This is a genomic window from Streptomyces sp. NRRL B-24484 (assembly GCF_000717715.1).
In the GTDB taxonomy this organism is placed as follows: Bacteria; Actinomycetota; Actinomycetes; order Streptomycetales; family Streptomycetaceae; genus Kitasatospora.
In genome coordinates this window covers 12,392-34,279 of the sequence record NZ_JOAI01000046.1, presented here as the reverse complement: position 1 = coordinate 34,279, position 21,888 = coordinate 12,392, and the positions used below count along the sequence as shown (strand labels likewise).

Sequence of the window (21,888 nt, the reverse complement as noted above, 5' to 3'; positions counted from 1 at the left end):
ACGAGGGCGCGGGTCATCGACCCGGGGCCGAGTGGTCGGGCCGGGGGTCGACCGCGCGACAGGTCGGTCGTTGCTAGGTGGCAGCCGTTACATGTACATGCGGGCGATCATGAAGGAGGCCGCACCCCGCGGGCAACCCGTTTTCCCCCGACGGGACCGGGGGCCGTCCCGGGGTGGGCGAGCCCGGCTCCACTGCCGGGAAACGGAGTTGACGGGGTGCAGGGACGGCGCTTGGCTGCCGCCATGAACGATCTGCACATCCGGCCGGTGGACGACGAGGCCTCGCTGGAGGCCTGGCGGCACGTCCACAACGTGATCATCCCGACCGCGCCGCTCTCGCCCGACGACGTGCGGCGGAACGCGGGCCGCTACCTCCTGGAGGTCGCGCACCTCGACGGCGAACCCGTGGGCTGCTCGACCGTCCGCCCGCCGACCGCCGAGGAGCCGGCCGCGACCGTCATCGCCCGGGTCCTGCCGGAGCACCGCGGCCGGGGCATCGGGACGGCGATCCACCACCGGTGCCTCGAACGGGCCCGCGCGACCGGCGCCGAGCGGATCGAGACGATCGTCCTGGCCTCCAACACCGAGGGCCTCGCCTTCGCCCTCGCCCGGGGCTTCGTCCAGGTCGAGGAGTACCTGCTGCCCGGCGACACCGTGCCCTTCCTCACGCTGCGCCTGCCCTGAGCCCGTTCTTCGACCGCCGTGTGCTGCCGGGTCGTGGCCGGTCCGGAGCCGGAGGCCGCCCGGATGTTCGATCGTCCACCGGCGGGCGACTCGGCAGACTGCCCGGCATGAGCAATTCGTACGCGCAAGCGGTGCTGAGGACGACGGATGTCGCGGAGGCGCTGCGAGTCGCCGGGCAGCTGCTCGATCTCTCTGACACCGGGGAACTCGGGATCGACTTCGAGGCACGGGTCTCCACGCCCCACGGGCCGGCGCGGTTGAGCGCAGTGATGCCGAACGCCGACCGGTGGTCCTGCGGGGCCGGCCGGCAGGGCACGGGCCGCCGACCGCCAGGTCGGGGCGGAGCGGCACCCACAGCCTGCGCCGGAGGGTCTCGCCTTCGGGGAAGCCGACCGTGACGGTCGCGTCTATCCGCCGGAACGTACCCTGCCGCACGGACACACGGTGGGCACTGCCCACGACCGGGCGGGCACGCCCGGACGCGGAACGGCACGGCGGCCGGGAAGCCGCCGTGCCGTCCGCCGTGCCGGGCCGGGGGATCAACCCGCCGTGCAGGCACCCACCTTGGGGGCGGTGGTGGTGCCGTTGGAGGTCACCGTGAAGCCGAAGCTGGTGGAGGCCCCGGCGGCCAGGGCGCCGTTGCCGTTGGGCTTCATCGTCATGACGTTGCCGCTGCTGTCCCAGCTCGGCGTGCCGTTCCAGGTGGCGGAGACCTTCTGCGGCGCGGTGACGGTCACCGTGACCGTCCAGCCGGTGATCGCGGTACTGCCCGCCGTCACCGTCACCTGCCCGTTGAAGCCGCCGTTCCAGCTCTGGGTGAGGCTGTAGGCGGCCGTGCAGGAGGCCGTGCCGCCGCCCCCGCCGCCGCCCCCGCCGGACCCCGAACCGCCGAGGGCGGTCAGCACCGCGGTGTACGCCGCCTTCTTGCCGTAGTTGCCGTCGAAGAGCAGCGGGGTGCCGCTGCTGCGCCACGAGTACTTGTCGGTGATGCCCCACACCGTGATGCCGGTGCAGCGGCTGACGGCCAGACAGGCGTCGACCACGTTGGTGTAGCTGGTGGCCTGCGCCGAGCCGGAGCCCTCGATGTCGAGTTCGGTGATCTGCACGTCCACGCCGAGGTCGGCGAAGCGCTGCAGGTTGGCCTTGTAGTCGCTCGGCACCGGCGAGGCGCTGTTGAAGTGCGACTGGAAGCCCACGCAGTCGATCGGCACGCCGCGCTGCTTGAAGTCCTTCACCATCGCGTAGACCGCGTTGCTCTTCGCGTTCTGCCCGTCGGTGTTGTAGTCGTTGTAGCAGAGCTTGGCGTTGGGGTCGACGGAGCGGGCGGTGCGGAACGCCTCCTCGATGTAGCCGCTGCCGAGCTTGTCCTGGAAGGGCGAGCTGCGCCGGGCGCCGCTGCTGCCGTCCTGGAAGGCCTCGTTGACGACGTCCCAGGCGTAGATCTTGCCCTTGTAGTGCGTCATCACCTGGGTGATGTGGTTGTTCATCGCGGTGCGCAGGTCGGTGGCGGACAGGCCGCCGACCCAGCCGGGCAGCTGCGAGTACCAGACCAGGGTGTGGCCGCGGACCTTCATGTTCTTGCCCTGTGCGTGGGCGACGATCTGGTCGGCGGACGAGAAGTTGAACGAGTTGCGGGTGGCCTCGACGGCGTCCCACTTCATCTCGTTCTCGGGGGTGACCGCGGTGAACTCGGTGTCCAGCGTGCTCGCGTAGGCGGACTCGCCGAGGTGGTTGGCGGCCACGGCGGTGCCGAAGTAGCGGCCCTTGGCGGCGGCGGACGCGCCGAGCGTGCTCGCCGCGTCGGCGGTGCCGGCCGCCCCGGCCAGACCGGCCGCGGCGAGCACACCGGCCGTGCCGGCCAGCAGCACGCGGCGGAGCAGCCCCGGGGCACCGGGGGAGCGGTGGATCATCGACAACCTCTTCTTCCGTCGGCCGGACGGCCGTGGGGCCCGTCCGGACAGGCTGGGTGGGACCTGTTGCGGTGCTGTGCGTCCGCCACGCGGCCAGCGGCGGGAGGTCGATCGCCGATGAGTATGTCGGTGTTGTCGAACGCGGGTCAATACTGAGTTTCGAAGTCATTGCCGAAAGTTTCTCGCAGCGCCCGGGAGGCGTGGTGGCAAGATTTAAACGACTCTGACGGACTGTCTGGTCGTGGCGCATGGCCGGCTCTGGACACTTCCGGCTGCACTGTGGCGAAAACTTTCGCCCCTGTGTGGGCATGCAGAAGGGCCGGGCGCCGCAGGGGTGCTGTGGGCGTGCGGCGCCCGGCGGGCGGCCCGGTGGGTGGGGTCCGGGCCGCCTGTGGGGGATGGTCAGCGGTGCGTGCCGGCCGGCAGGTTGAAGGTCAGGGCGGGGGAGGCGGCGGCGGCCAGGGCGTGGGCCTGGGCGGGCCACCACGCGCCGGCGGCCGGGTCGGCGGCGCCGTACTCGGGGTCGGTGCCGCCGGTGGTGCCGCGGGTGCAGCTGCCGTCGGACTCGCCGGGCACCTTGACCCAGAGGAAGGCGTCCAGCAGCGGCGTCCCGGTGTCGGCGGTGGGCCGGGTGCCGAGGCCGCGGCCCGGCGGGTTGCACCAGGTCTGCGGGTCCGGGTAGGTCGCGGTCGGCGCCCACGGGCCCTGGCCGTTGCGGCTGCTGTCGACCACGAAGTGCGGCAGCTTCGCGTCGGCGGGCACGTGCGCGGTGTACCAGGAGTCCGCGTCGGCCTGCGGCCAGTACTGGTTCGCGCAGTCGTCGGCCACCGCACCGGGCGTGTGCGTCAGGTACCAGGTGCACTTGGCGATCTGGGTGCCGTAGCGGACCAGGTCGGCATCGCGCTGGTAGTTGGAGACGTTGAGGAAGAAGCCCTGGGCGCGCTCGACGCCGCCGCGCACCAGCAGGTCCGCCATGGTGCCGGTGGACTGCCACGCGCTGTGGCCGGCGTCCAGGTAGACCGCCGCCCGCGGCTGCCGGGCGAGCCGGTCGACGGCGCCGTTGATCTCGGCCAGCCGGTCGGCCTGCTGCTGCGCGGTGCCGCCGCAGTAGGCCGGGCTGAGGGCGAGGCCGTCCGGCTCCAGGATCACCACCGTGCGGCGGTCCCCGATGCCGCGGGCGAGGCCGTCGACCCAGGCCGCGTACTCGGTGGAGTTGGAGGCGCCGCCGGCGGAGTACTGCGAGCAGTCCCGGCCGGGCACGTTGTACGCCACCACCACGGGGGTCTGGCGCTGCCGGGCGGCCTCGGACTGGAGCCGCGCCATCGCGGCGGTGGTCTCCTGAGGCGTCGCGGTGCCGTTGAACCACCGGGCCACCGGGTACGAGCCGAGCTTCGCCATGGCGAGCGCGTTGCGCGGGTCGCCCGCCCGGAGGTCGGCGGCGGCCTGGTGCAGGGCCTTGCTGTCGAGGTCGACGTAGAAGCTGGTGCCGGGTCCGGGCGCCCGGCCCGTGGCCTGGCCGGCCCCCGGGGCGGCGGAGGCGGTGGCGGGCAGGCAGCAGACCGCTGCGGCGGCGACGGCGGCGCTCGCGGCCGCGATTCGACGGCGTGGGCGGGACACGTGCGGCTCCTAGGGCTGGCGTACGGGCTGCGCAGGGCGAGGGTGCGGGCCGCTCGTGGGAGCGCTCCCAAGCGCGAAGGAAGTTCTAGCCGGAGCCGTCCGCGGCGTCAAGGCTCTGCGCAGGAAGGGCGGTTGGGTCCGGTGGCGGGACTCCGCCGCGGTACGGTGGCGACGGCCTCCCACCGTTCACTCCACCGAACTCCCCGCCGGTGTCCGGTGATCCGCGCCGGGTGGTGATCCGGCCGGATCCCGGCTTGTCGGAGGCATTGGCGGGGCGTCAGGTCCACACCTGCGGTTCCGGCCGTGGAGGCGGCCGGTGTTCACCGGTGTGAACGCCGAGGTGCTCCTCCGGGGCCGCCCCCACTCGTGCGGATCGTCCGGGCCCGCCTCCGTCCGCCGCGCGGTGTCGCGCAGGCCTGCCGCCGCCCGTCGCCGCCGGGGACATGGTGGCGGCCGTGGACGCCGCGGGCGCCGGCACCGGCCGGGTCTGACGCCGCTGCGCACGCGGGTCGGAACGGCAGGACGCCGGCGGTCCCGGGAGTGTCCCGGGGCCGCCGGCGTCCGTGCGCGTGCGGTGCCGCGACTACTTGATCTTCAGCACCTGGCCCGGCTTGATGAGGTTCGGGTCCTGGCCGATGGTGCCCTCGTTGCCGTCGTAGACCTGCTTCCAGCCACCGAGCTTGTTCTTGTCGGAGATGTCGGAGAGTGTGTCGCCGGCCGTCACCGTGTAGGTGTCGGGCTGGGCGGCGGGTGCGGTGGTCTGCTGCGGCGCCGGGGTGGCCGTGGCCGGGGCCGTCGGCGCGGCCGGGTCGGTGGCGGTGGCCGTCGCGGACTGGTTCTCGCCCGTCGTGGCGGTGGTCGGCGCGGTGGTCGGCGCCGTGGTCTGGTCGGGGGCGACCGGGAGGCCGGTGATCGGGTCGATGACCGGGGGCGTGGTGACCGGCGCCGTGGTGACGGGCGCGGTGGCACCGGGGGCGGTGGTGGTGCCCGGCGCCGGGGTCGTGGTGCCGCCCGGGAGCGTCGGTGCGGTGGTGCCGGGGGCGGTCGGCAGGGTCGGAGCGTCGGTCGCCTGGCCCGGGGCGGTGCTCTGACCCGGGGCGGTGGCCTGGCCGTGGGCGGGCGGGGCCGCCGGGCCGGTGTAGTAGTCGTAGATCTCCTGGCTGGTCGTCCAGTACCACTGACCGTCCACCAGGTACCAGTAGACGCCGCTGGCGTCGAGGCCCTGCATGCCCGAGAAGACCGGCGCGGAGGCGCCCCGGTCGGTCTGCGCCGTCGAGCCCTGGTCGCCCTGGGCGTTCTGGTCGCCGTGGGCGTTCTGGGCGACGGTCTCCGGCTTGCCCTCGCCGGTGAGGCCCGCGGACGTGCCGCAGTTGCCCCAGGCCTTGGCGCCGCGGTCCTCCAGGACGCGCTCGGCGACGGTGATCTGCTCCTCCTTGGAGGCCCGGTCGGGCGTGGAGGCGAACTTGTCGCCGCCGTAGGCGACCCAGGTGCGCAGATCGAGCTGGAGGCCGCCGTACTCGCCGTTGCCGACGGCCTTGCTCCAGTTGCCCGCGCTGGCGCACTGGGCGACCGCGTCCCAGGTGGTGGCCGGGGCGGCGTGGGCGCCCGTCGCGGTGAGCAGCGGGATCGCCAGACCCGCACCTGCGACACCGGCGGCCGCGACGGCGCGCTCGGTCTGGGTGGGGCGGCGGTGACGGCCCGAGCCGATGAAACCCATCGAGTTCCCTCTCCGCACGCCTGCGAGGTGAGCTGTCGGGTTCGGACCGGGAGGTGGCCCGGCCGCGCTGAGGCGGCTTCACCCCTAGCCGTGTGGGGACGGCGTCGAAACTGGGTCCCCCGTCCCTGCCCAGGGTCTGGTCGGTGACCCGGTCGACGCGGTGGGCAGGGTTCGGCGTGCCGCGCCTCGGGCGCCCGTGCTGTCGGGCTGAGGTGGACATTAGAGGGATCATCACTGCGATAACAAGCCAGCATCCCGAACATCACACAATCATCACGAGTGTCTTGGCGCCGCATGCGTGCATTTCGGCCGTGCGCCGTCCGCCGCGCCACCGCAGGCCGGGGCGGCGCCGCAGGTCGCGGGGGATGGAGAGTGCCCTGTCGTGTCCGCGACGGTGCGGATCGGACGAATTTCGTGGAAATCCCCGTGGAAATTCCCGGTGGAATTTCCGTGCGGCGGGGCGGCGAAGTCGGCCGGAATTGTGCGCATGCGGCCCCGTCGGGTCCGTGGCCGCGCCCCGCCGGGACGATCACGGCACGAACCGAGGGCCCGGTGCGGGCCGGAACGGAAGGTTCGGACCCGCCGGGCGCCCGCGGCGGCTGCCCGTTCGTGTCGGAACGGGTGCCCCGCGGCGCCCGTCCGCTCAGCCCTCCGCGGGCCAGCAGGCCCGCACCGCCGCGGCCTCCGCCGCACTCAGCGGCCGGTGGCCGAAGGCGACATCCTCCTCGTCGAAGGACCACTCGCCGTACATCAGCAGCACCGAGCGGCCGTCGGCCTCCCGGATCACCGCCCGGCGGCCCAGGTCGCCCTGGGCGGACCACTCCACGTACCGCAGCGCACCGCACCGGACGCTGCTGCGGTCGACCCGGGCGCCCTCCGGCGGGAACAGCCCCGCGAGCGAACCGGCCGCGGACGGCGCCCAGCGCTCCCGCACCTCCGTCAGCCGCACCACCTCCTCGACCGTGACGCGCACCCAGGCCCCGCCCGGGCGGGCGTCCGCCACCGCCAGCGGGGTGCAGCGGACCAGCGCGTGCCCGGGGAGTTCGTCCGGGTGGTCGGGCACCCCGTTGACCGCCGTGGCGGCCGGGGTGAACAGGCACCAGAACGCGCCGTCGACGAGCAGCGGGCCGTCCAGGCCGAGCATCCGCTCCTCGCCGGCCGCCGGCGTCCGGTCGGTCGGCACGACACCCGCCCCGTCGTAGGGGGACTCGGTGCCGTCGGGCTCGGGCCAGCGGGCGAGGGCGGTCCCGGCGGCGGCCGCCCACGCGGGCGCGGGCGCGGCGGACCAGGCGCGGCGCGGCGCGCAGCCGCAACCGGCGCCCGCCACGGAGACGATGACGGTCATGCCCGCATGGTGGCAAACCGGCCGGAGCCCGCTCCCCGCGGGGCCTCCCGCCGTTCGACGGCGGTCTCCGTGCGGGTACGGGCGGGCCGGGCCGTCAGACCGTTTCGGCCGCGGGCTCCGGTACGGGTGCCGGCCGGTCGGCGGCCGGCCGACCGCGCAGGCCCGCGAAGACGGCGAGGGCGGCGAGCAGGACGGGGACGGCGACCACCCGAAGCCCGGTGGCCATGCCGGCGGTGAACTCCGCCGGGCCGTGGGCCGCGCCGCCCGTCCGGGAGGCGAGCACCGTCCCGACCACGGCGACGCCGAGTGCCGCGCCGAGCTCCCGGGCCGCGGTGTTCAGCCCGGCGCCCAGACCGGCCTGACCGGGCGGGAGTTCGGAGACCACGGCGTGCGTCAGGCCGGGCGCGGACAGGCCCATGCCCGCCGAGAGCAGCAGCAGCCACAGCGCGTACACCGGGTACGGGGTGTGCGGGCCGGCGGTGGAGACGCCGAGCAACCCGGCCCCGATCAGCGCCAGTCCGCCGCCGGCCACCCAGCGCACCCCGTGCCGCGCCTGCAACCGTCCGGCGAACCGCGGCACCAGGGCCATGCCGACGGTCAGCGGAACGATCGCGAAGCCGGTGCGGGCCGGCGAGAAGCCCTTGGCGTACTGCAGGAACTGCGAGTTGACGAAGAACAGCGCGAACAGGCCGAAGAACGAGGCCGCCGTGCCCAGCACCGCGGCCCGCAGCCGGCGGGAGCGGAACACCCGCGGGTCGACCAGCGGCCGCCGCGCCACCAGGCCGTAGCGGGTGAAGGCCGCCAACAGCGCTGCGCCGACGGCGAATCCGGCGAGCACGGGAGCCGACAGCCAGCCGTGCGAGGGGCCCTCGATGATGCCGAACAGCACGGCGGTGGTGCCGGCGATGAGCAGGGCCGAGCCGGCCGGGTCGGGCGAGGCCTCGTGCCGCGGCAGCTCGGGGACGGTGCGCAGCACGGCCGCGGCGAGCAGTGCGGAGAGCGGGGCCATCGCCCAGAACAGCGCCTGCCAGGGCAGGAACTGGGCGGTCAGGCCGCCGCCGACGTTCCCGGCCAGGCCGCCGAGCCCGACCGCGAGGGTCCAGGAGGCGAGCGCCTGGACGCGGCGCTCCGGGCCGGCCAGGTGGACGAGGACCGCCATGGTGGCGGGCATGACGAGGGCGGCGCCGGCGCCGGAGACCGCGCGGCCGGCGATCAGCGCGGCCACCGAGTCGAGCGAGCCGCCCGCGGCACTCAGGCAGGCGCCGCCGGCGAACAGTGCGAGGCCGGCGAGCAGTGCGCGCCGCCGTCCCCAGCGGTCGCCGCAGGCGCCTGCCGGGATGAGCAGTCCGGCGAAGACGATGACGTAGGCGTCGACCGTCCACAGCAGGGCGCCGGGGGAGGGGTGCAGGGCGGAGGCCGCGAGCTGGGGGATCATCAGGTTGATCGCGGCGACCATGCTCTGGGCGACGAGCACACAGGCGCACATCGCGAAGAGGGTGGACCGGCGGAGGGCCGGCGGGGCGTTTCCGGACATGGCGGAGGGGGCTCCTTCCGGAGCGGAGGCGTCAGGGTTCCCGTCCACGCTAGGCCGATGCTTGGATTGCTTCCAGTGCATGTTTTGCAAGAGAGGAATGCGTTCTGTGCAATCCGGAATGGATCTCAACCTGCTGGTGGCGCTGGACGCCCTGCTGGAGGAGCGCAGCGTCGCCGGAGCGGCGGCCAGGCTGCACCTGTCGGAGCCGGCGACGAGCCGCACCCTGGGCCGGATCCGCAGGGCGCTCGGCGACCCGGTGCTCGTCCGGGCCGGCCGGTCGATGGTGCCGACCCCGCACGCGCTCGCCATCCACGCCGAGGTCCGGGCGGTGGTCGAGCGCGCCCAGGCCCTGTTCGGCGCCGCCGGGCAGGTCGATCTCCGCACCCTGGACCGGACGTTCACCGTGCTCGCCCACGACGCCTTCGCCGCCGCGCATGCGGCCCCGCTGTTCGCCCGCACCGCGGCCGAGGCCCCCGGCGTCCGGCTCCGGTTCCTCGGCGAGAGCCACGTGGACGCGCCCGCCCTGCGCGAGGGCACCGCCGACCTGGAGGTCGGGGTGATCGACACCACCGCCCCCGAGGTCCGGGTGGAACAGCTCTACGAGGACCGGATGCTGGCCGTCGTCCGGCCCGGACACCCGCTGCTGGACGGGCCGTCGACCCCGGAACGGTTCGCGGCCGGCCGCCACCTCGGCGTCTCCCGGCGTGGCCGCCTGCACGGACCGATCGACACCGCACTCGCCGAACTCGGCCTCGCCCGCACGGTGGTGGGCACCGTGGCGACCTACCCGGCCGCCCTGTTCGCACTCCGCACCAGCGACCTGATCGGCCTGACCACCGCCCGCAGCCGCGGCCTGGCCGAGGCGCTCGGCCTGGTCGCGCTGGAGATCCCGCTCGACCTCCCGGCCCTGCCCTTCGGCCTGGCCTGGCACCCCCGCCACGACGCCGACCCGGCGCACGCGTGGCTGCGCGGCTGCATCCGCGAGCTCCTCGCCGGCGAGGAGCATTGAGGCGGCCGGGAGGCACCTCCGTGCGCCGTCCGGGAGTTGGCTCCGGAGGGCGCTGGGGAGGTCACCTCACGCGCCCCTGGTGGGTCGAACCCGGGGGCGTGGCCGTCAGGCCGGGAGCGGGGGGACGTCCTCGGGGGTGATGGCGTGGTCGGCGGGGGTGACGGGGGAGGGCAGTTCGTCGCGGCCGGTGAGGTAGCGGTGGACGGCCGCGGCGACCGCGCGGCCCTCGGCGATGGCCCAGACGACCAGGGACTGGCCGCGGCCGGCGTCGCCCGCGACGAACACGCCGTCCGGCCCGGCGGCGAACCGGCCGTCGCGGGCCAGGTTGCCGCGGGCGTCCAGGCCGAGGCCCAGCTGCTTCGCCAGGCCGTTGTCGTGCTCGGGGCCGACGAAACCGAGGGCGAGCAGCACCAGGTCGGCGGGCAGGACGTGGTCGGTGCCGGGCACCGGTGCCCGGCTGCCCGGTTCGGCGTCGGCGAAGCGGACGGCCGCGACGTGTCCGCCCGCGTCGGCGTCGAAGCGGACGGTGGCCGAGGCGTAGGCCCGGATGTCGGGGTCGGCGAGGGCGGGCGGGCGGAGTTCGGCCGCCTCCTCGTGCGAGGTGGTGGCCCGGTGGACCTTGGGGTGGACGGGCCAGGGCTGCGCGTCCGGGCGGTCCTCCGGCGGCCGCGGGTGGATGTCCAACTGCCGGACGTCCAGCGCCTCCTGGCGCAGCGCGGTGCCGACGCAGTCGGCGGCGGTGTCGCCGCCGCCGATCACCACCACGTGCCGGCCCTGTGCGTCGACGGGGGACCGGGCCAGGTCACCCGCGACCACCCGGTTGGCCAGCGGCAGGTACTCCATGGCCTGGTGGACTCCGCTGGACTGCCTTCCCGGCACCGGGAGTTCGCGCCAGGCGGTGGCGCCGACGGCGATCACCACGGCGTCGCAGCCGGCCCGCAGCTCGTCCGCCGGCAGGTCCCGGCCGACGGCCACGCCGGTGCGGAACCGCGTCCCCTCGGCGCGCAGTTGGTCGATCCGGCGGTCGAGGCGGTGCTTCTCCAGGCGGAAGTCCGGGATGCCGTAGCGCAGCAGTCCGCCGGGCCGGTCGGTGCGCTCGTAGACGGTGACGGTGTGGCCGGCCCGGGTGAGCTGCTGGGCGGCGGCCAGCCCGGCGGGGCCCGAGCCGATCACCGCGACGGTGCGCCCGGTGCGGCGCTCCGGCGGCCTCGGCGGTTCCAGTCCGTGGTCCCAGGCGTGGTCGGCGATGGCGAGTTCGACGTTCTTGATGGTCACCGCGTCGGCGTTGATGGCCAGCACGCAGGCGCTCTCGCAGGGTGCCGGGCAGAGCCGGCCGGTGAACTCGGGGAAGTTGTTGGTGGCCCCCAGGCGCTCGACGGCGTCGCGCCAGTCGTCGGCGGAGACCAGCCGGTTCCACTCCGGGACGAGGTTGCCCAGCGGGCAGGCCTGGTGGCAGAACGGCAGCCCGCAGTCCATGCACCGGGCCGCCTGGTCGCTGATGATCGGGAGCAGCGCGCGCCGCTGGTAGACCTCCTCCCAGTCGTGCACCCGGGCCGCGACCGTCCGGCGGGCGCGGAGCAGCCGGGGCGTGTTCAGGAACGCCTTGGGGTCGGCCATGGTCGGCCTCCAGCGGTGCGGTTCGCCGCCGGGCGTCAGGGCGGGGAGGGCCGGGCGAGAGGGGGTGCACGGGTGCGGGGGCGCGGGGCCGGGGGAGCGCGGGTCGGCGGTCGCAGCCGGACGGGCGTGCGCACGGCGCCGTGTGGCCACCGTACGCCCGCCCGCCCGGCTTGGACAGCGGGGCGGCGTCCCCGGTCAGCTGGCCGCGGGCACCTGCTCGCCGACCGGCTCGGCCGGGCTGTCCGACGGGTCGAGCCTGGCCGGCCACCAGGCGCGCGGCCCGAGGTCGTGGACGAGCGCCGGGACGAGCAGCGAGCGGACGAGCAGGGTGTCCAGCAGGACGCCGAAGGCGACGATGAACGCGATCTGCACCAGGAACGCCAACGGGATCACGCCCAGCGCGGCGAAGGTCGCGGCCAGCACCACACCGGCCGAGGTGATCACCCCGCCGGTCGCGGTGAGGGCCCGCAGCACACCCTCCCGGGTGCCGTGCCGGAGCGACTCCTCGCGGGCCCGGGTCATCAGGAAGATGTTGTAGTCCACGCCCAGCGCCACCAGGAAGACGTAGCCGTACAGCGGGACGGACGGGTCGGTGGCGGGGAAGCCGAAGACGTGCGGGAAGACGACCGCCGAGACGCCGAGCACGGCCAGGTACGAGAGCGCGACGGTCGCGGCCAGCAGCAGCGGCGCCACCAGCGAGCGCAGCAGCACGATCAGGATCAGCAGGATGCAGACCAGCACCACGGGGACGATCACCGTGCGGTCCCGGGAGGCGGTCGCCCGGGTGTCCTCCTGCTGGGCGGTGTAGCCGCCGACCAGGGCGTCGGCGCCGTCCACCGCGTGCACCGCGGTGCGCAGCCGCAGCACGGTGGCGACCGCGGCGTCGCCGTCCGCCGGGTCGGCGAGCGTGGCGTCCAGCCGGACGAGGCCGTCGACCGCCTTGGCCGGGCCGCCCGGTGCTCCGCCGGTGAACGCGGCGACCGCGCTCACGCCCGGCACCGCGCGGGCGGCGGCCGCGACCGCGTCCGCCCGGTCGGCCTTCGCGACGATCACGGCGGGGTTGCCGGAACCGCCCGGGAAGTGCGCGGACAGCACGCGCTGCGCGACCACGCTGGGCTGCTCCTTGACGAACAGGTCGGTCTGCGCGACACCGCGGGCGTCCAGCGCCGGGGCGAAGGCCGCGCAGGCCACCAGCGCGGCCAGGGCCGAGGCCCAGACCGCCCGGGGCCGCCGCCCGACCAGCGCGGCCACCCGCCGCCAGACGCCGTGCACCGGCGCGCTGCCGTCCGCCGGCGGCCTGGCCGGCCAGTAGGCGGCGCGGCCGCAGAGCACCAGCGCGGCGGGCAGGAAGGTCAGCGCCGAGACCACCGCGCAGCCGATGCCGATCGCGCCGACCGGGCCGAGTGCACGGTTGTTGGTCAGGTCGGAGAGCAGCAGCACCAGCAGGCCCAGCGCGACCGTCAGCCCGGAGGCGACGATCGGCTCGGCGGAGCGCCGCCAGGCCGTCCGCATCGCCGCGAACCGGTCGGCGTGCAGCGGGAGCTCCTCGCGGAAGCGGGCGGAGAGCAGCAGCGCGTAGTCGGTCGCGGCACCGATCACCAGGATCGACAGCAGGCCCTGGATCTGGCCGTCGACCCGGACGACGCCGTGCTGCGCCAGCACGTACACCAGGGCGCAGGCCACGCCGAGCGCGAAGACCGCGCCGACGATCACCAGCAGCGGCAGCAGCAGGCTGCGGTAGACGGCGAGCAGGATCACCAGCACCACACCGAGCGCGACGCCCAGCAGCAGGCCGTCGATGCCGGCGAAGGCGCCGCCGAGGTCGGCCGCGATGGCTGCCGGGCCGGCCAGGGCGACGGTGGTGCCGGGCACCGGGGCGACCCGCTCGCGGACGGCGTCGACGCTGTCCACGGTCTGCCGGCCGAGGTCGGAGCGGAGCGCCACCACCCCCTGCAGGGCGCGCCCGTCCTTCGAGGGCAGCGCGGGGGAGACCTGGCCGGTCGCGCCGGGCACCGCGGCGGCGGCGCGCAGCGCCCGGTCGGCGGCCGTCCGCTGCTCGGCGGTGACCGAGCCGTCGCGGGCCTCCCAGACCACGATCACCGGGAGGCTGCCCTGGGCCTGGAAGCCCTTCTCCAGGGCGGCCACCCGGGTGGACTCGGCGCTCTGCGGCAGGAAGGCGGCCCGGTCGTTGGTGGACACCTCGGTGAGCCGGCCCGCGAAGGAGCCGAAGGCGCCGCCGAGGGCGAGCCAGGCGAGCAGAAGGGCCAGCGGGATCAGGAACCGGATACGGCGAGGTGGCACGGCGGGTCCTCCGGATGGGTCGACGGTCGGCGCGATGATATCTCAATAATCGAAAGACTTGACCATTGAGATAATCGGACGGGGGTCGGCACGCCCTAGGCTGGTGGCCGCCCGAGCCCGAGCGGTCCGTCCGCCGGCCGCCGACCGACCGAGAGGTGACCCTTGTCCGACCAGGAGCCGACCGCCGAGGCGCCCCGGCCGCCCGACAGCAGGGCCTTCGGCAACCTCCTGCAAGGGCTCGCCTCCGAGATGAACCTGCTCGGCCACGACTTCGCCGCCGCGCAGGGCCTGCACGCCACCGACGTCCAGGCGCTGCTGGCGATCATGCGCGGCTCCACCGGCGTCACCCCCGGCCCGGTCACCCCGAGCCGGCTGCGCGAGGAGCTCGCCCTCACCTCCGGCGCGGTGACCGCCGTCCTCGACCGGCTGGAGCGCGCCGGCCACATCCGCCGCAGCCGCGACGCCGCCGACCGCCGCCAGGTCCAGGTGCACTACAACCCCGACGCGAGCCGGATGGCCGCCGCCTGGTTCGCCCCCGTCGCCGCCTGCACCGACGAGGTCGCCGCCGGGTTCAGCCCGGACGAGCTGCGCACCGTGGCCCGCTTCCTCGGCCGGATGACCGCCGGGCTGGAGGAGCTGCGCCGCACCCGCCGCGAGGACGCCCGGGACGTGCACGGGGCCCAGGGTGTGCACGGGGCCCAGGGTGTGCGGGGCGCCCAAGGGGTGCAGGGCGTGCGGGAGGTGCAGGGCGTGCAGGACGCCCGCGGTGGGGCGCAGGCCGGTCCGGATTCGGAACCTCCGATTCGCATATGACGAACCGTAACGGGTAATGCACTCCCAGTGATTGACGGCGTCCGCCCAAAACGCGGCGGACCGGCGACCGGGAGGCGGCGATGGCAACGGTCTTCAGCGCGGACTTCACGTCGGCACGGCAGTGGGTGGCGGGGCGCAGCAGCGCCTACCCCAGGATGGGGCCCACGAACAGGAGCGACCACAAGCTCGACCACCTCGTCCCCGACTACTGCCCCGGCGGCGTCTTCTCCGCCTCCCGGCGGCCCGGCAGCGATTTGTGGAACTGCAACCTGCTCACCACCGAGGGCAGCCCGGACGGCTTCCAACTGCGGCCCGGCGACGTGATGCTCGCCCGGGTCACCCTCCCCACCGCCCTCGGCGCCTGGCCCGCCATCTGGACCTGGCGGGACGGCGGCAACGAGATCGACGTCTTCGAGTACCACCCCGACAACCCCGACCTGCTGGAGGTCTCCAACCACGTCCGCGGCGGCTACCGCTACTGGCACGGCGGCGGGGCCGGCATAGCCCCCGGCGCCACCGTCGAACTCCGCACCGTCTTCGGCCGCACCTCCGTCGACTGGTACGCCAACGGTGCCGCCGTCTACTCCGACCGCCGCGGCGTGGGCTCCACCTGGCACGCCCACCTGATCGTCAACCTCTCCGTCTCCGACGGCACCTACCACCCGCGCCCGCCCGCCGACGGCCCCTCCCGGTTCAGCTGGACCTGCCACAGCCTGGTCGTCGAACGCTGACCGCCCGCGCCGCCCCTTCTCGCCGCGGCCGAACGGACCACCTCCGCCCGCCGACCGGGCGAGCCGGACCCCGCCGCCGGTGACCGCGGCGCCCGCCGGCCGTTGGGCCGGGCATGAAGAAGACCTTCACCTCCGCGGCCCTCACCGCCGTCCTCCTCGCCCCGGCGGCCGTCCTCGCACCGGCCGCCCCCGCAGCCGCCGACACCGCGGACGGCTTCGTCGGGGCGATCAACGCCGCCGACGACTGGAACTTCGGCGCCGCCGCGGTCTGCCTCCAGGAACTCGCCGTCGTCCCCGTCGGCGCGCCCTGGACGGGCGGCACCGCCGACGGCTGCACCAACGGGAACATCGTCAACGACCCCCGGCCCGTCAACGGCTGAACCGCTCAGGCCCCGGGTGCCCGGTCAGCCCGAATCACCTCGTGGACACCGGCCGACCGGCCGCCCGGAGGGGGCGCCGACCTCCGGACGGACCGCCGCACGGAGCCCACGGTCCGCCCACAGCCACGACCACGACCACGACCACGACCACAACCACGACCACGACCACGACCACGACCACGACCACGACCACGACGTCCTGGCCGTCGCCGACCGCTCCTCCGCCGCCGGGACGGGGCTGCGGGTACCGCGGGTCCACCGCCCCGCCCGGCGGCGGCCGCTGACACCCCGTCCGGCCCGTCCCGGCCGGAGTCCGGCATCACACGAACGGCCGCACCTGGCCGCCGCGGCGCCGGTGGCCCACCCTGGAAGTGTCGGCCGCGGATCCCGGGGACACCGGCCCGGCGCCGGCCGACCGGCGACGGGAGGACGTGATGACCGCGACGAAGACCAGGAGGATCCTGGTGGCCTACGGCAGCAAGCACGGCGCCACCGCCGGGATCGCCGCCGAGATCGGGCTCACCCTCCGGCAGGACGGGTTCGACGCCGCCGTCCTCCCGGCCGGCGAGGTCCGCGACGTCTCCCCGTACGACGCCGTCATCCTCGGCGGCTCGCTGTACGCCGGGCACTGGCACCGCGACGCGCTGCGCTGCGCCCACCGCAACGCCGAGGCCCTGAACGAGCGGCCGGTCTGGCTGTTCAGCAGCGGCCCGGTCGACGATTCCGCCGAGCAGGAGGACCTGCTGCCCGTCCCCGGCGCCGCCCGCGAGATGGAACGCCTGCACGCCCGCGGCCACGTCACCTTCGGCGGCCGGGTGGCCGCCGACACCCCGGGCCTGCTCGCCCGCCTCATGGTCCGCCGCGGCACCAGCGGCGACTACCGCAACGCCGAGCAGATCCGGGCCTGGGCCCACCGGGTCGCCGGCGAGCTCCGCCGCGCGTCCTGAGCACCCGCCCGGCCGCCCCCGGCGAGGGACGCTGCGGCCGGCCCCGGCCGCGCCCAGAATTGAGGCACGGACCGCCGCCGGCCCCGGGAGCAGCCATGGACGACACCGCCGCCGAGACCCCGCCCGGACGGGTGCGGATCTTCCTCCTCGACGACCACGAGGTCGTCCGCCGCGGTGTGCGCGACCTGCTGGAGGCCGAACCGGACCTGGAGGTCGTCGGTGAGGCCGGCACCTGCGCCCAGGCCCTCGCCCGGGCGCCGGCCGTGCGCCCGCAGGTCGCCGTCCTCGACGTCCGGCTGCCCGACGGCGACGGCGTCGCCGTCTGCCGCGACCTGCGCGACCGGATGCCCGGCCTGGCCTGCCTGATGCTCACCTCGTTCGACGACGACGACGCCCTGCTCGACGCGATCATGGCCGGCGCCGCCGGGTACGTCCTCAAGCAGGTCAAGGGCGCCGACCTGGTCGGCGCCGTCCGCACCGTCGCCGCCGGCCAGTCCATGCTCGACCCGGCCACCACCCGCACCCTGATGGAGAACCTCCGCCACCAGGACGAGGAGCCGGAGCCCGGCACCGCCCTCGCCGCCCTCACCCCGCGCGAACGCGAGATCCTCGCCCTGGTCGGGGAGGGACTGACCAACCGGCAGATCGGCGAACGGCTGTTCCTCGCCGAGAAGACCGTCAAGAACCACGTCTCCCGGCTGCTCGCCAAACTCGGCGTCGAACGCCGGCTGCAGGCCGCCGTGATCGCCGCCCACGCCGAGACCGACCCGGCCGACCACCACCACACCCGCCCGCACCGGCCGGACCACCCGGCCTGAGGCACCCCGCCCGAGGCATGCCGCAGCCGCCGCAGCGGGCGCCGCCGGGCCGAGGTCTCGCCGCGGCCGGGACCAGCGGGCCCCGACCCGGGCCGATCGGCCCAAGCGGTCCGCCGCCCCGGCCGCGCACGATGGTGGTGGGCGATCCGCCCGCGATCCGTCCGGGAACGGCGGAGGAGGCCGTGATGATGTACTGGAACGGCCATGGCGCGAACGGCTGGGGCTTCGGCTTCATGACCGTCGGCATGGTGCTCTTCTGGGCCCTGCTCGTCCTCGGCATCGTGGTCCTCGTCCGCCACCTGGCCCGCACCGGAGCGGCCGACCGGGACCGGCCGGCCCCGCCGCCCGCGGACCCGGGACGACCGCACACCGACCCCGAGCAACTGCTCGCCGAACGCTTCGCCCGCGGCGAGATCGACGCCGACGAGTACCGGCACCGGCTGGAGACGCTCCGCACCGCGGGCGGACCACGCAGCGGCTGACCCGCCGCATCCGCCGACCCCACCCCCAGGAGGCCGCCATGCGCACCGAGGCCCTGGACGCCGCCGCGCTCGAGAAGCTCATCTCCGCCGCCGTCGCCGCCCCGTCCGTCCACAACACCCAGCCGTGGCGCTTCCGGCTCCGCCCCGAGACCTCCACCCTGGAGGTGCACGCGGCCCCGGAACGCTGCCTGCCGATCGCCGACCCCGGCGGCCGCGCGCTGCACATCTCGGTCGGCGCCGCCGTGTTCAACCTGCGCACCGCGGCCCGCCACCTCGGCTGGGCGCCCCGGGTCCGCCTGCTGCCCGACTCCGCCGAACCGGGGCTGCTCGCCGCGGTCGACCTCGACGAGCCGTCCGTGGTCGACCTGCCCGGCACCGCCGAGCTGTACGACGCCATCTGGCGCCGGCACAGCGTCCGCACGCCCTTCGACGGCCGTCCCGTGCCGCCCGCGCTGCTCGACCTGCTCGCAAGAGCGGCCCAGGGCGAGGGAGCGCACCTGCTGCTGCCCGACCGCACCGAACGCGACCGCCTGCTGCGGCTGACCGCCGAGGCCGAGCGCCGCAACACCACCGACCCGGACCGCCGCGCCGAGAGCCGCACCTGGGTCCGCCCCCGGCCCGACCCCGCCGCGGACGGCCTCCCGGTGGCCGCACTCGGCCCGCAGGACGCCGGCGGACACCTGCCGATGCGGGACTTCTCCGCGATCCACCCCGCCGAACACCTGCGGCCCGCCCCCTTCGAGGCCGACCCGTGCATCGCCGTCCTGGCCACCCACGGCGACCACCCCGAGGACTGGCTGACCGCGGGAATCGCCCTGCAGCACGTCCTGCTGCTCGCCACCGCGCACGGGCTGCGCGCCTCGCTGCTGCACCAGGCGATGGAGTGGCCCGGCCTGCGCGACGAGGCACGCGACCCGCGGCAGGGCCCGTACCACGTCCACCTGCTGATCCGCCTCGGCCACGGGCCCGAGGGCACGCCCACACCCCGGCGGCCGCTCGCCGAGGTCGTCGACGCCGGCCCGGCACCGCTCTGAGCCGCACCCCGAACGCCGTGCCCGGCCGACCCGTCGGGCTCCGGATCCCCGTCAGACCGCGGCGAGCGGGACCCGCCAGACCACCTCGGTGCCGCCGTCCGGCCGTGCCCCGGCCGTGAACGCCCCGCCCAGGGCGGCCGCCCGGTCGGCGAGGTTGGCCAGCCCGCTGCGCCGGCCGCCCGCCGGCAGCCCCACCCCGTCGTCCCGGACGGAGACCGTCAGCTGCGCCCCGCCCTCCGCGCCCGGCGCGCCGGAGACCGCCAGGGAGACGTCCACCGCCGTGGCCCGGGCGTGCCGGGCCGCGTTCGACAGCGCCTCCTCCAGCACCGCCACCGCCTCGCCCGCCACCGGCTCCGGCACCACGGTGTCCAGCAGACCGGACATCCGCAGCGCCGGGGCGAAGCCCAGCACCGCCGCGGCCCGCTCCACCGCCTCGACCGCCCGTGCCCGCAGGCCCCCGGCGGCCGGGCCGGCCTCCCGGGTGCGCAGCCCGAAGATCGTCGTGCGGATCGTCCGGGAGGTCTCGTCCAGGTCGTCGATCGCCCGCAGCACCCGCTCCCGGGCCTCCGGATGGTCGATGAACCGGGTCGCCCCCTGCAGCGTCATCCCGGTCGCGAAGAGCCGCTGGATGGCCAGGTCGTGCAGGTCCCGGGCGATCCGGTCGCGCTCGCTCAACAGCGCCACCTGCTCCGAGTCGCGCCGCCGCTCGGCCAGCTCCATCGCCACCGCGGCCTGACCGGCGAAGCCCTCCAGCGGCGCCGACTCGTCGGCGTCGAACACCGGCCGGCCGGCGGCCCGGGCCAGCATCAGCACCCCGCGCACCCGCCCGCCGGCGGTGCCGATCGGCACCGCCACCGCCGGGCCGAGGCCCTTCCAGCGCGGCGGGCCCGCGGTGATCCGCGGGTCCCGATGGACGTCGCTGCTGGTCACCAGTGTCCCGGCGGAGGCCGCCGCGCCGACGAACGAGCCGCTCAGCGGCAGCACCAGCCCCGCGTGCTCGTCCGCCCGCAGCCCGGACGCGATCCGCACCTCCAGCTCCTCGGTGCCCGGCACCGGCAGCGCGACCACGGTGAGGTCCGCCCGGGCGATCTCCGCGGCCCGGGCGACCAGCAGGTCCAGCACCTCCTGCTCGCCGCTGCCGGACAGCAGGCTCGCGGTGACCTCGGCGCTGGCGGCCAGCCACCGCTCGCGCAGCCGCGCCTGCGCGTACAGCCGGGCGTTGTCCACCGCCACGCCGGCCGCCACCGCGAGGGTGGCCAGCACCGACTCGTCCTCGGCGTCGAACTCCTGCCCGCCGCGCTTCTCGGTGAGGTAGAGGTTGCCGAACACCCGGCCGCGCACCCGGACGGGCACCCCGAGGAAGGTGTGCATCGGCGGATGGTTCGGCGGGAAGCCGTACGAGGCCGGGTGCTCCGAGATCTCCGCCAGGCAGAGCGGCTCCGGGCGGTCGATCAGCTCGCCGAGCACGCCCCGGCCGGATGGGAAGTCCCCGATCCGCTGCACCTGCTCCGAGGTCATTCCGACCGGCACGAACTGCGACAGCCGCCGGTCCTCGCCGATCACCCCGAGCGCCCCGTACTCGGCGTCCACCAGCGAGACGGCCGCCTCCACGATGTGCTGCAGCACCTGCGACAGCTCCAGGTCGCGGCCGACCGCCAGCACGGCCTCCAGCAGGCTGTGCACCCGGTCGCGGGTGGTCCGGGCCGCGTCGAGGCGGCCCTGCAGCTCGTCCAGCAGCTCGTCCAGCTTCAGCTGCGGCAGGGGCACCGACCCCTCACCCGACGCGTGGCCCACCGGCTCCTCCGAGGTCCCGGGATCAGACGCCACTGCCAGCGTAGTCCGCCCGCCGGGCAGCGGCCCTCCGGCCACGGGCCGCCCACGGGCGGCCCCTGCCGTCCGCCCACGCGGTCCGGAGACGTTCCTGCTCCAGGCCCATCGCGGGCGGTGTGTCGGTGATCTGAGGACGCGTCGGACCGCTCGGGGCGGACGGGACCGGGTGAGGACGGCGTGCTCCGCCGCCCGGCCCCGCCGTGCCGACCGCCGGCGCGCCGTAAGGACGTGACAGCATCGGCGAGGTGCTGATCTACGACGAACGGCTCTCCGTCCCGGTGCGCTGGTGGCTGGCCGCGCTCGCGGCCGCCGCCGGGCTGGGCGCCGCGCTGCTCCCGCTGGGTCCGCTGCCCGCCGCGGCCGCCGGAGCCCTGCTGCTGGCGACGACCGTCTGGGCGCTGCGCGGCTACGGCGCGGTGCGCATCCGGGTCTGCGACGGGGTGCTGGTGGCCGGGCAGATCGTGCTGCGGGCCGAGCACTTCGGCGGGATCGAGGTCCTCGACGAGGCCGAGGCGCTGCTCTGGCGCACCCGGCGGGCGGGACCGCGGGCCCGGCTGCTGATGCGCGGCTTCCTGCCGCGGGCCGTCCGGGTGGAGGTCGTCGAGCCGTCCCTGCTCTGCCCGTTCGTCTACCTCTCGACCCGCCGCCCGGCCGAGCTGGCCGGGGCGCTCAGGGACGCCCGGGCCCGGTACGCCGCCCGCGCCGCCGCCTGACCCGTCCACCGGCCGCGCCGCGGCCGGGAGGGTCAGTGCCCGCGCGGGGCGTACATGATGACGGCCACTCCGACCAGGCAGACCAGGGCGCCGACCACGTCGTACCGGTCCGGGCGGTAGCCGTCCACGACCATGCCCCAGGCGAGCGAACCCGCGACGAAGACGCCGCCGTACGCGGCCAGGATCCGGCCGAAGTCCGCGTCGTCCTGCAGGGTCGCCACGAAGCCGTACGCGCCGAGGGCCAGCACGCCCGCGCCGATCCACGCCCACCCGCGGTGCTCCCGGGTGCCCTGCCACACCAGCCAGGCGCCGCCGATCTCCAGCAGGGCGGCGAGCAGGAACAGCAGGACGGAACGCACGACGGTCATGGCCCCGACCCTATGCGCTGCCCGGGCGGCCCCCGGGG

At 75.7% G+C, this 21,888-nt stretch carries 19 protein-coding genes and 1 riboswitch; of the genes, 10 read left to right on the top strand and 9 right to left on the bottom strand.

Annotated elements, in window-relative coordinates; genetic code table 11:
* Positions 1-243 precede the first annotated feature (243 nt).
* A complete protein-coding gene (locus tag IE98_RS0132460) occupies positions 244-684 on the top strand; it encodes a GNAT family N-acetyltransferase (RefSeq protein WP_030275233.1) in 441 nt (146 codons plus the stop codon).
* Between the two features lie 539 nt (positions 685-1,223).
* On the opposite strand, the gene IE98_RS0132455 is transcribed toward IE98_RS0132460, so the two are convergent.
* The 5 genes from IE98_RS0132455 to IE98_RS0132435 all read right to left on the bottom strand — a co-directional run bounded on the left by IE98_RS0132455 (position 1,224) and on the right by IE98_RS0132435 (position 8,807).
* On the bottom strand, positions 1,224-2,594 hold the full coding sequence (locus IE98_RS0132455) for an endo-1,4-beta-xylanase (RefSeq protein ID WP_030275231.1): 1,371 nt from the start codon (positions 2,592-2,594) through the stop codon (positions 1,224-1,226).
* Between the two features lie 402 nt (positions 2,595-2,996).
* Complete coding sequence (locus IE98_RS0132450) at positions 2,997-4,211, bottom strand: glycoside hydrolase family 6 protein (RefSeq protein ID WP_030275230.1); 1,215 nt, start codon at positions 4,209-4,211, stop codon at positions 2,997-2,999.
* 583 nt (positions 4,212-4,794) lie between these two features.
* Positions 4,795-5,928, bottom strand: a complete 1,134-nt coding sequence (locus IE98_RS0132445; protein ID WP_030275228.1) for a transglycosylase family protein — start codon at positions 5,926-5,928, stop codon at positions 4,795-4,797.
* A 1-nt stretch (position 5,929) separates the two neighbouring features.
* A riboswitch (cyclic di-AMP (ydaO/yuaA leader) is annotated at positions 5,930-6,080 on the bottom strand.
* Between the two features lie 491 nt (positions 6,081-6,571).
* Positions 6,572-7,273, bottom strand: a complete 702-nt coding sequence (locus IE98_RS0132440; protein WP_030275227.1) for a hypothetical protein — start codon at positions 7,271-7,273, stop codon at positions 6,572-6,574.
* Positions 7,274-7,367: 94 nt separating this feature from the next.
* Positions 7,368-8,807 carry an MFS transporter gene (locus IE98_RS0132435; protein WP_043175665.1) on the bottom strand — a complete coding sequence of 480 codons (1,440 nt, stop codon included), beginning with the start codon at positions 8,805-8,807 and terminating at the stop codon, positions 7,368-7,370.
* A 97-nt stretch (positions 8,808-8,904) separates the two neighbouring features.
* On the opposite strand from IE98_RS0132435, the gene IE98_RS0132430 reads away from it, so the two are divergent.
* The gene (locus tag IE98_RS0132430) at positions 8,905-9,816 is read left to right on the top strand and encodes a LysR family transcriptional regulator (RefSeq protein WP_030275225.1); all 912 of its coding nucleotides are present in this window, start codon (positions 8,905-8,907) and stop codon (positions 9,814-9,816) included.
* 105 nt (positions 9,817-9,921) lie between these two features.
* Here IE98_RS0132430 and IE98_RS0132425 read toward each other — a convergent pair whose 3' ends face one another.
* Entirely contained in the window at positions 9,922-11,433 is a 1,512-nt protein-coding gene (locus IE98_RS0132425; protein WP_030275224.1) for a glutamate synthase subunit beta, read from the bottom strand.
* Positions 11,434-11,628: 195 nt separating this feature from the next.
* Positions 11,629-13,734 (bottom strand): MMPL family transporter, encoded by a 2,106-nt coding sequence (locus IE98_RS0132420; protein ID WP_043175664.1) that lies wholly within the window; start codon positions 13,732-13,734, stop codon positions 11,629-11,631.
* Between the two features lie 162 nt (positions 13,735-13,896).
* Here IE98_RS0132420 and IE98_RS52350 point away from each other — a divergent pair, with 162 nt between their 5' ends.
* The 7 genes from IE98_RS52350 (at position 13,897) to IE98_RS0132380 (ending at position 18,939) form a co-directional block, all read left to right on the top strand.
* Positions 13,897-14,547, top strand: a complete 651-nt coding sequence (locus tag IE98_RS52350; protein WP_063749049.1) for a MarR family winged helix-turn-helix transcriptional regulator — start codon at positions 13,897-13,899, stop codon at positions 14,545-14,547.
* Between the two features lie 80 nt (positions 14,548-14,627).
* Entirely contained in the window at positions 14,628-15,278 is a 651-nt protein-coding gene (locus IE98_RS0132410) for a beta-glucanase (RefSeq protein ID WP_030275220.1), read from the top strand.
* Positions 15,279-15,391: 113 nt separating this feature from the next.
* Entirely contained in the window at positions 15,392-15,658 is a 267-nt protein-coding gene (locus IE98_RS0132405; protein WP_030275218.1) for a hypothetical protein, read from the top strand.
* Positions 15,659-16,092: 434 nt separating this feature from the next.
* The gene (locus IE98_RS0132395; protein WP_030275216.1) at positions 16,093-16,605 is read left to right on the top strand and encodes a flavodoxin domain-containing protein; all 513 of its coding nucleotides are present in this window, start codon (positions 16,093-16,095) and stop codon (positions 16,603-16,605) included.
* A 95-nt stretch (positions 16,606-16,700) separates the two neighbouring features.
* Positions 16,701-17,423, top strand: coding sequence for a response regulator (locus IE98_RS0132390; RefSeq protein ID WP_052391272.1), 723 nt, complete (start codon positions 16,701-16,703; stop codon positions 17,421-17,423).
* Between the two features lie 185 nt (positions 17,424-17,608).
* Entirely contained in the window at positions 17,609-17,905 is a 297-nt protein-coding gene (locus IE98_RS0132385) for an SHOCT domain-containing protein (RefSeq protein ID WP_030275213.1), read from the top strand.
* A gap of 38 nt (positions 17,906-17,943) precedes the next feature.
* Positions 17,944-18,939 carry an Acg family FMN-binding oxidoreductase gene (locus IE98_RS0132380; protein ID WP_030275210.1) on the top strand — a complete coding sequence of 332 codons (996 nt, stop codon included), beginning with the start codon at positions 17,944-17,946 and terminating at the stop codon, positions 18,937-18,939.
* Between the two features lie 51 nt (positions 18,940-18,990).
* Here the strand turns inward: IE98_RS0132380 and IE98_RS0132375 are convergent, their stop codons facing one another.
* A complete protein-coding gene (locus tag IE98_RS0132375; protein ID WP_234443758.1) occupies positions 18,991-20,706 on the bottom strand; it encodes a GAF domain-containing sensor histidine kinase in 1,716 nt (571 codons plus the stop codon).
* A gap of 308 nt (positions 20,707-21,014) precedes the next feature.
* Between IE98_RS0132375 and IE98_RS0132370 the strand changes: the two genes are divergently transcribed.
* Positions 21,015-21,482, top strand: coding sequence for a DUF3093 family protein (locus IE98_RS0132370; RefSeq protein ID WP_052391271.1), 468 nt, complete (start codon positions 21,015-21,017; stop codon positions 21,480-21,482).
* A 32-nt stretch (positions 21,483-21,514) separates the two neighbouring features.
* On the opposite strand, the gene IE98_RS0132365 is transcribed toward IE98_RS0132370, so the two are convergent.
* A complete protein-coding gene (locus IE98_RS0132365; RefSeq protein WP_030275205.1) occupies positions 21,515-21,850 on the bottom strand; it encodes a YnfA family protein in 336 nt (111 codons plus the stop codon).
* Positions 21,851-21,888: the final 38 nt, after the last annotated feature.

Coding starts and splice junctions, on each gene's coding strand:
- IE98_RS0132460 (WP_030275233.1), top strand. CDS start 244: ATGAACGATCTGCACATCCGGCCGGTGGACGACGAGGCCTCGCTGGAG.
- IE98_RS0132455 (WP_030275231.1), bottom strand. CDS start 2,594: ATGATCCACCGCTCCCCCGGTGCCCCGGGGCTGCTCCGCCGCGTGCTG.
- IE98_RS0132445 (WP_030275228.1), bottom strand. CDS start 5,928: ATGGGTTTCATCGGCTCGGGCCGTCACCGCCGCCCCACCCAGACCGAG.
- IE98_RS0132440 (WP_030275227.1), bottom strand. CDS start 7,273: ATGACCGTCATCGTCTCCGTGGCGGGCGCCGGTTGCGGCTGCGCGCCG.
- IE98_RS0132435 (WP_043175665.1), bottom strand. CDS start 8,807: ATGTCCGGAAACGCCCCGCCGGCCCTCCGCCGGTCCACCCTCTTCGCG.
- IE98_RS0132430 (WP_030275225.1), top strand. CDS start 8,905: ATGCGTTCTGTGCAATCCGGAATGGATCTCAACCTGCTGGTGGCGCTG.
- IE98_RS0132425 (WP_030275224.1), bottom strand. CDS start 11,433: ATGGCCGACCCCAAGGCGTTCCTGAACACGCCCCGGCTGCTCCGCGCC.
- IE98_RS0132410 (WP_030275220.1), top strand. CDS start 14,628: ATGGCAACGGTCTTCAGCGCGGACTTCACGTCGGCACGGCAGTGGGTG.
- IE98_RS0132405 (WP_030275218.1), top strand. CDS start 15,392: ATGAAGAAGACCTTCACCTCCGCGGCCCTCACCGCCGTCCTCCTCGCC.
- IE98_RS0132395 (WP_030275216.1), top strand. CDS start 16,093: ATGACCGCGACGAAGACCAGGAGGATCCTGGTGGCCTACGGCAGCAAG.
- IE98_RS0132390 (WP_052391272.1), top strand. CDS start 16,701: ATGGACGACACCGCCGCCGAGACCCCGCCCGGACGGGTGCGGATCTTC.
- IE98_RS0132385 (WP_030275213.1), top strand. CDS start 17,609: ATGATGTACTGGAACGGCCATGGCGCGAACGGCTGGGGCTTCGGCTTC.
- IE98_RS0132380 (WP_030275210.1), top strand. CDS start 17,944: ATGCGCACCGAGGCCCTGGACGCCGCCGCGCTCGAGAAGCTCATCTCC.
- IE98_RS0132365 (WP_030275205.1), bottom strand. CDS start 21,850: ATGACCGTCGTGCGTTCCGTCCTGCTGTTCCTGCTCGCCGCCCTGCTG.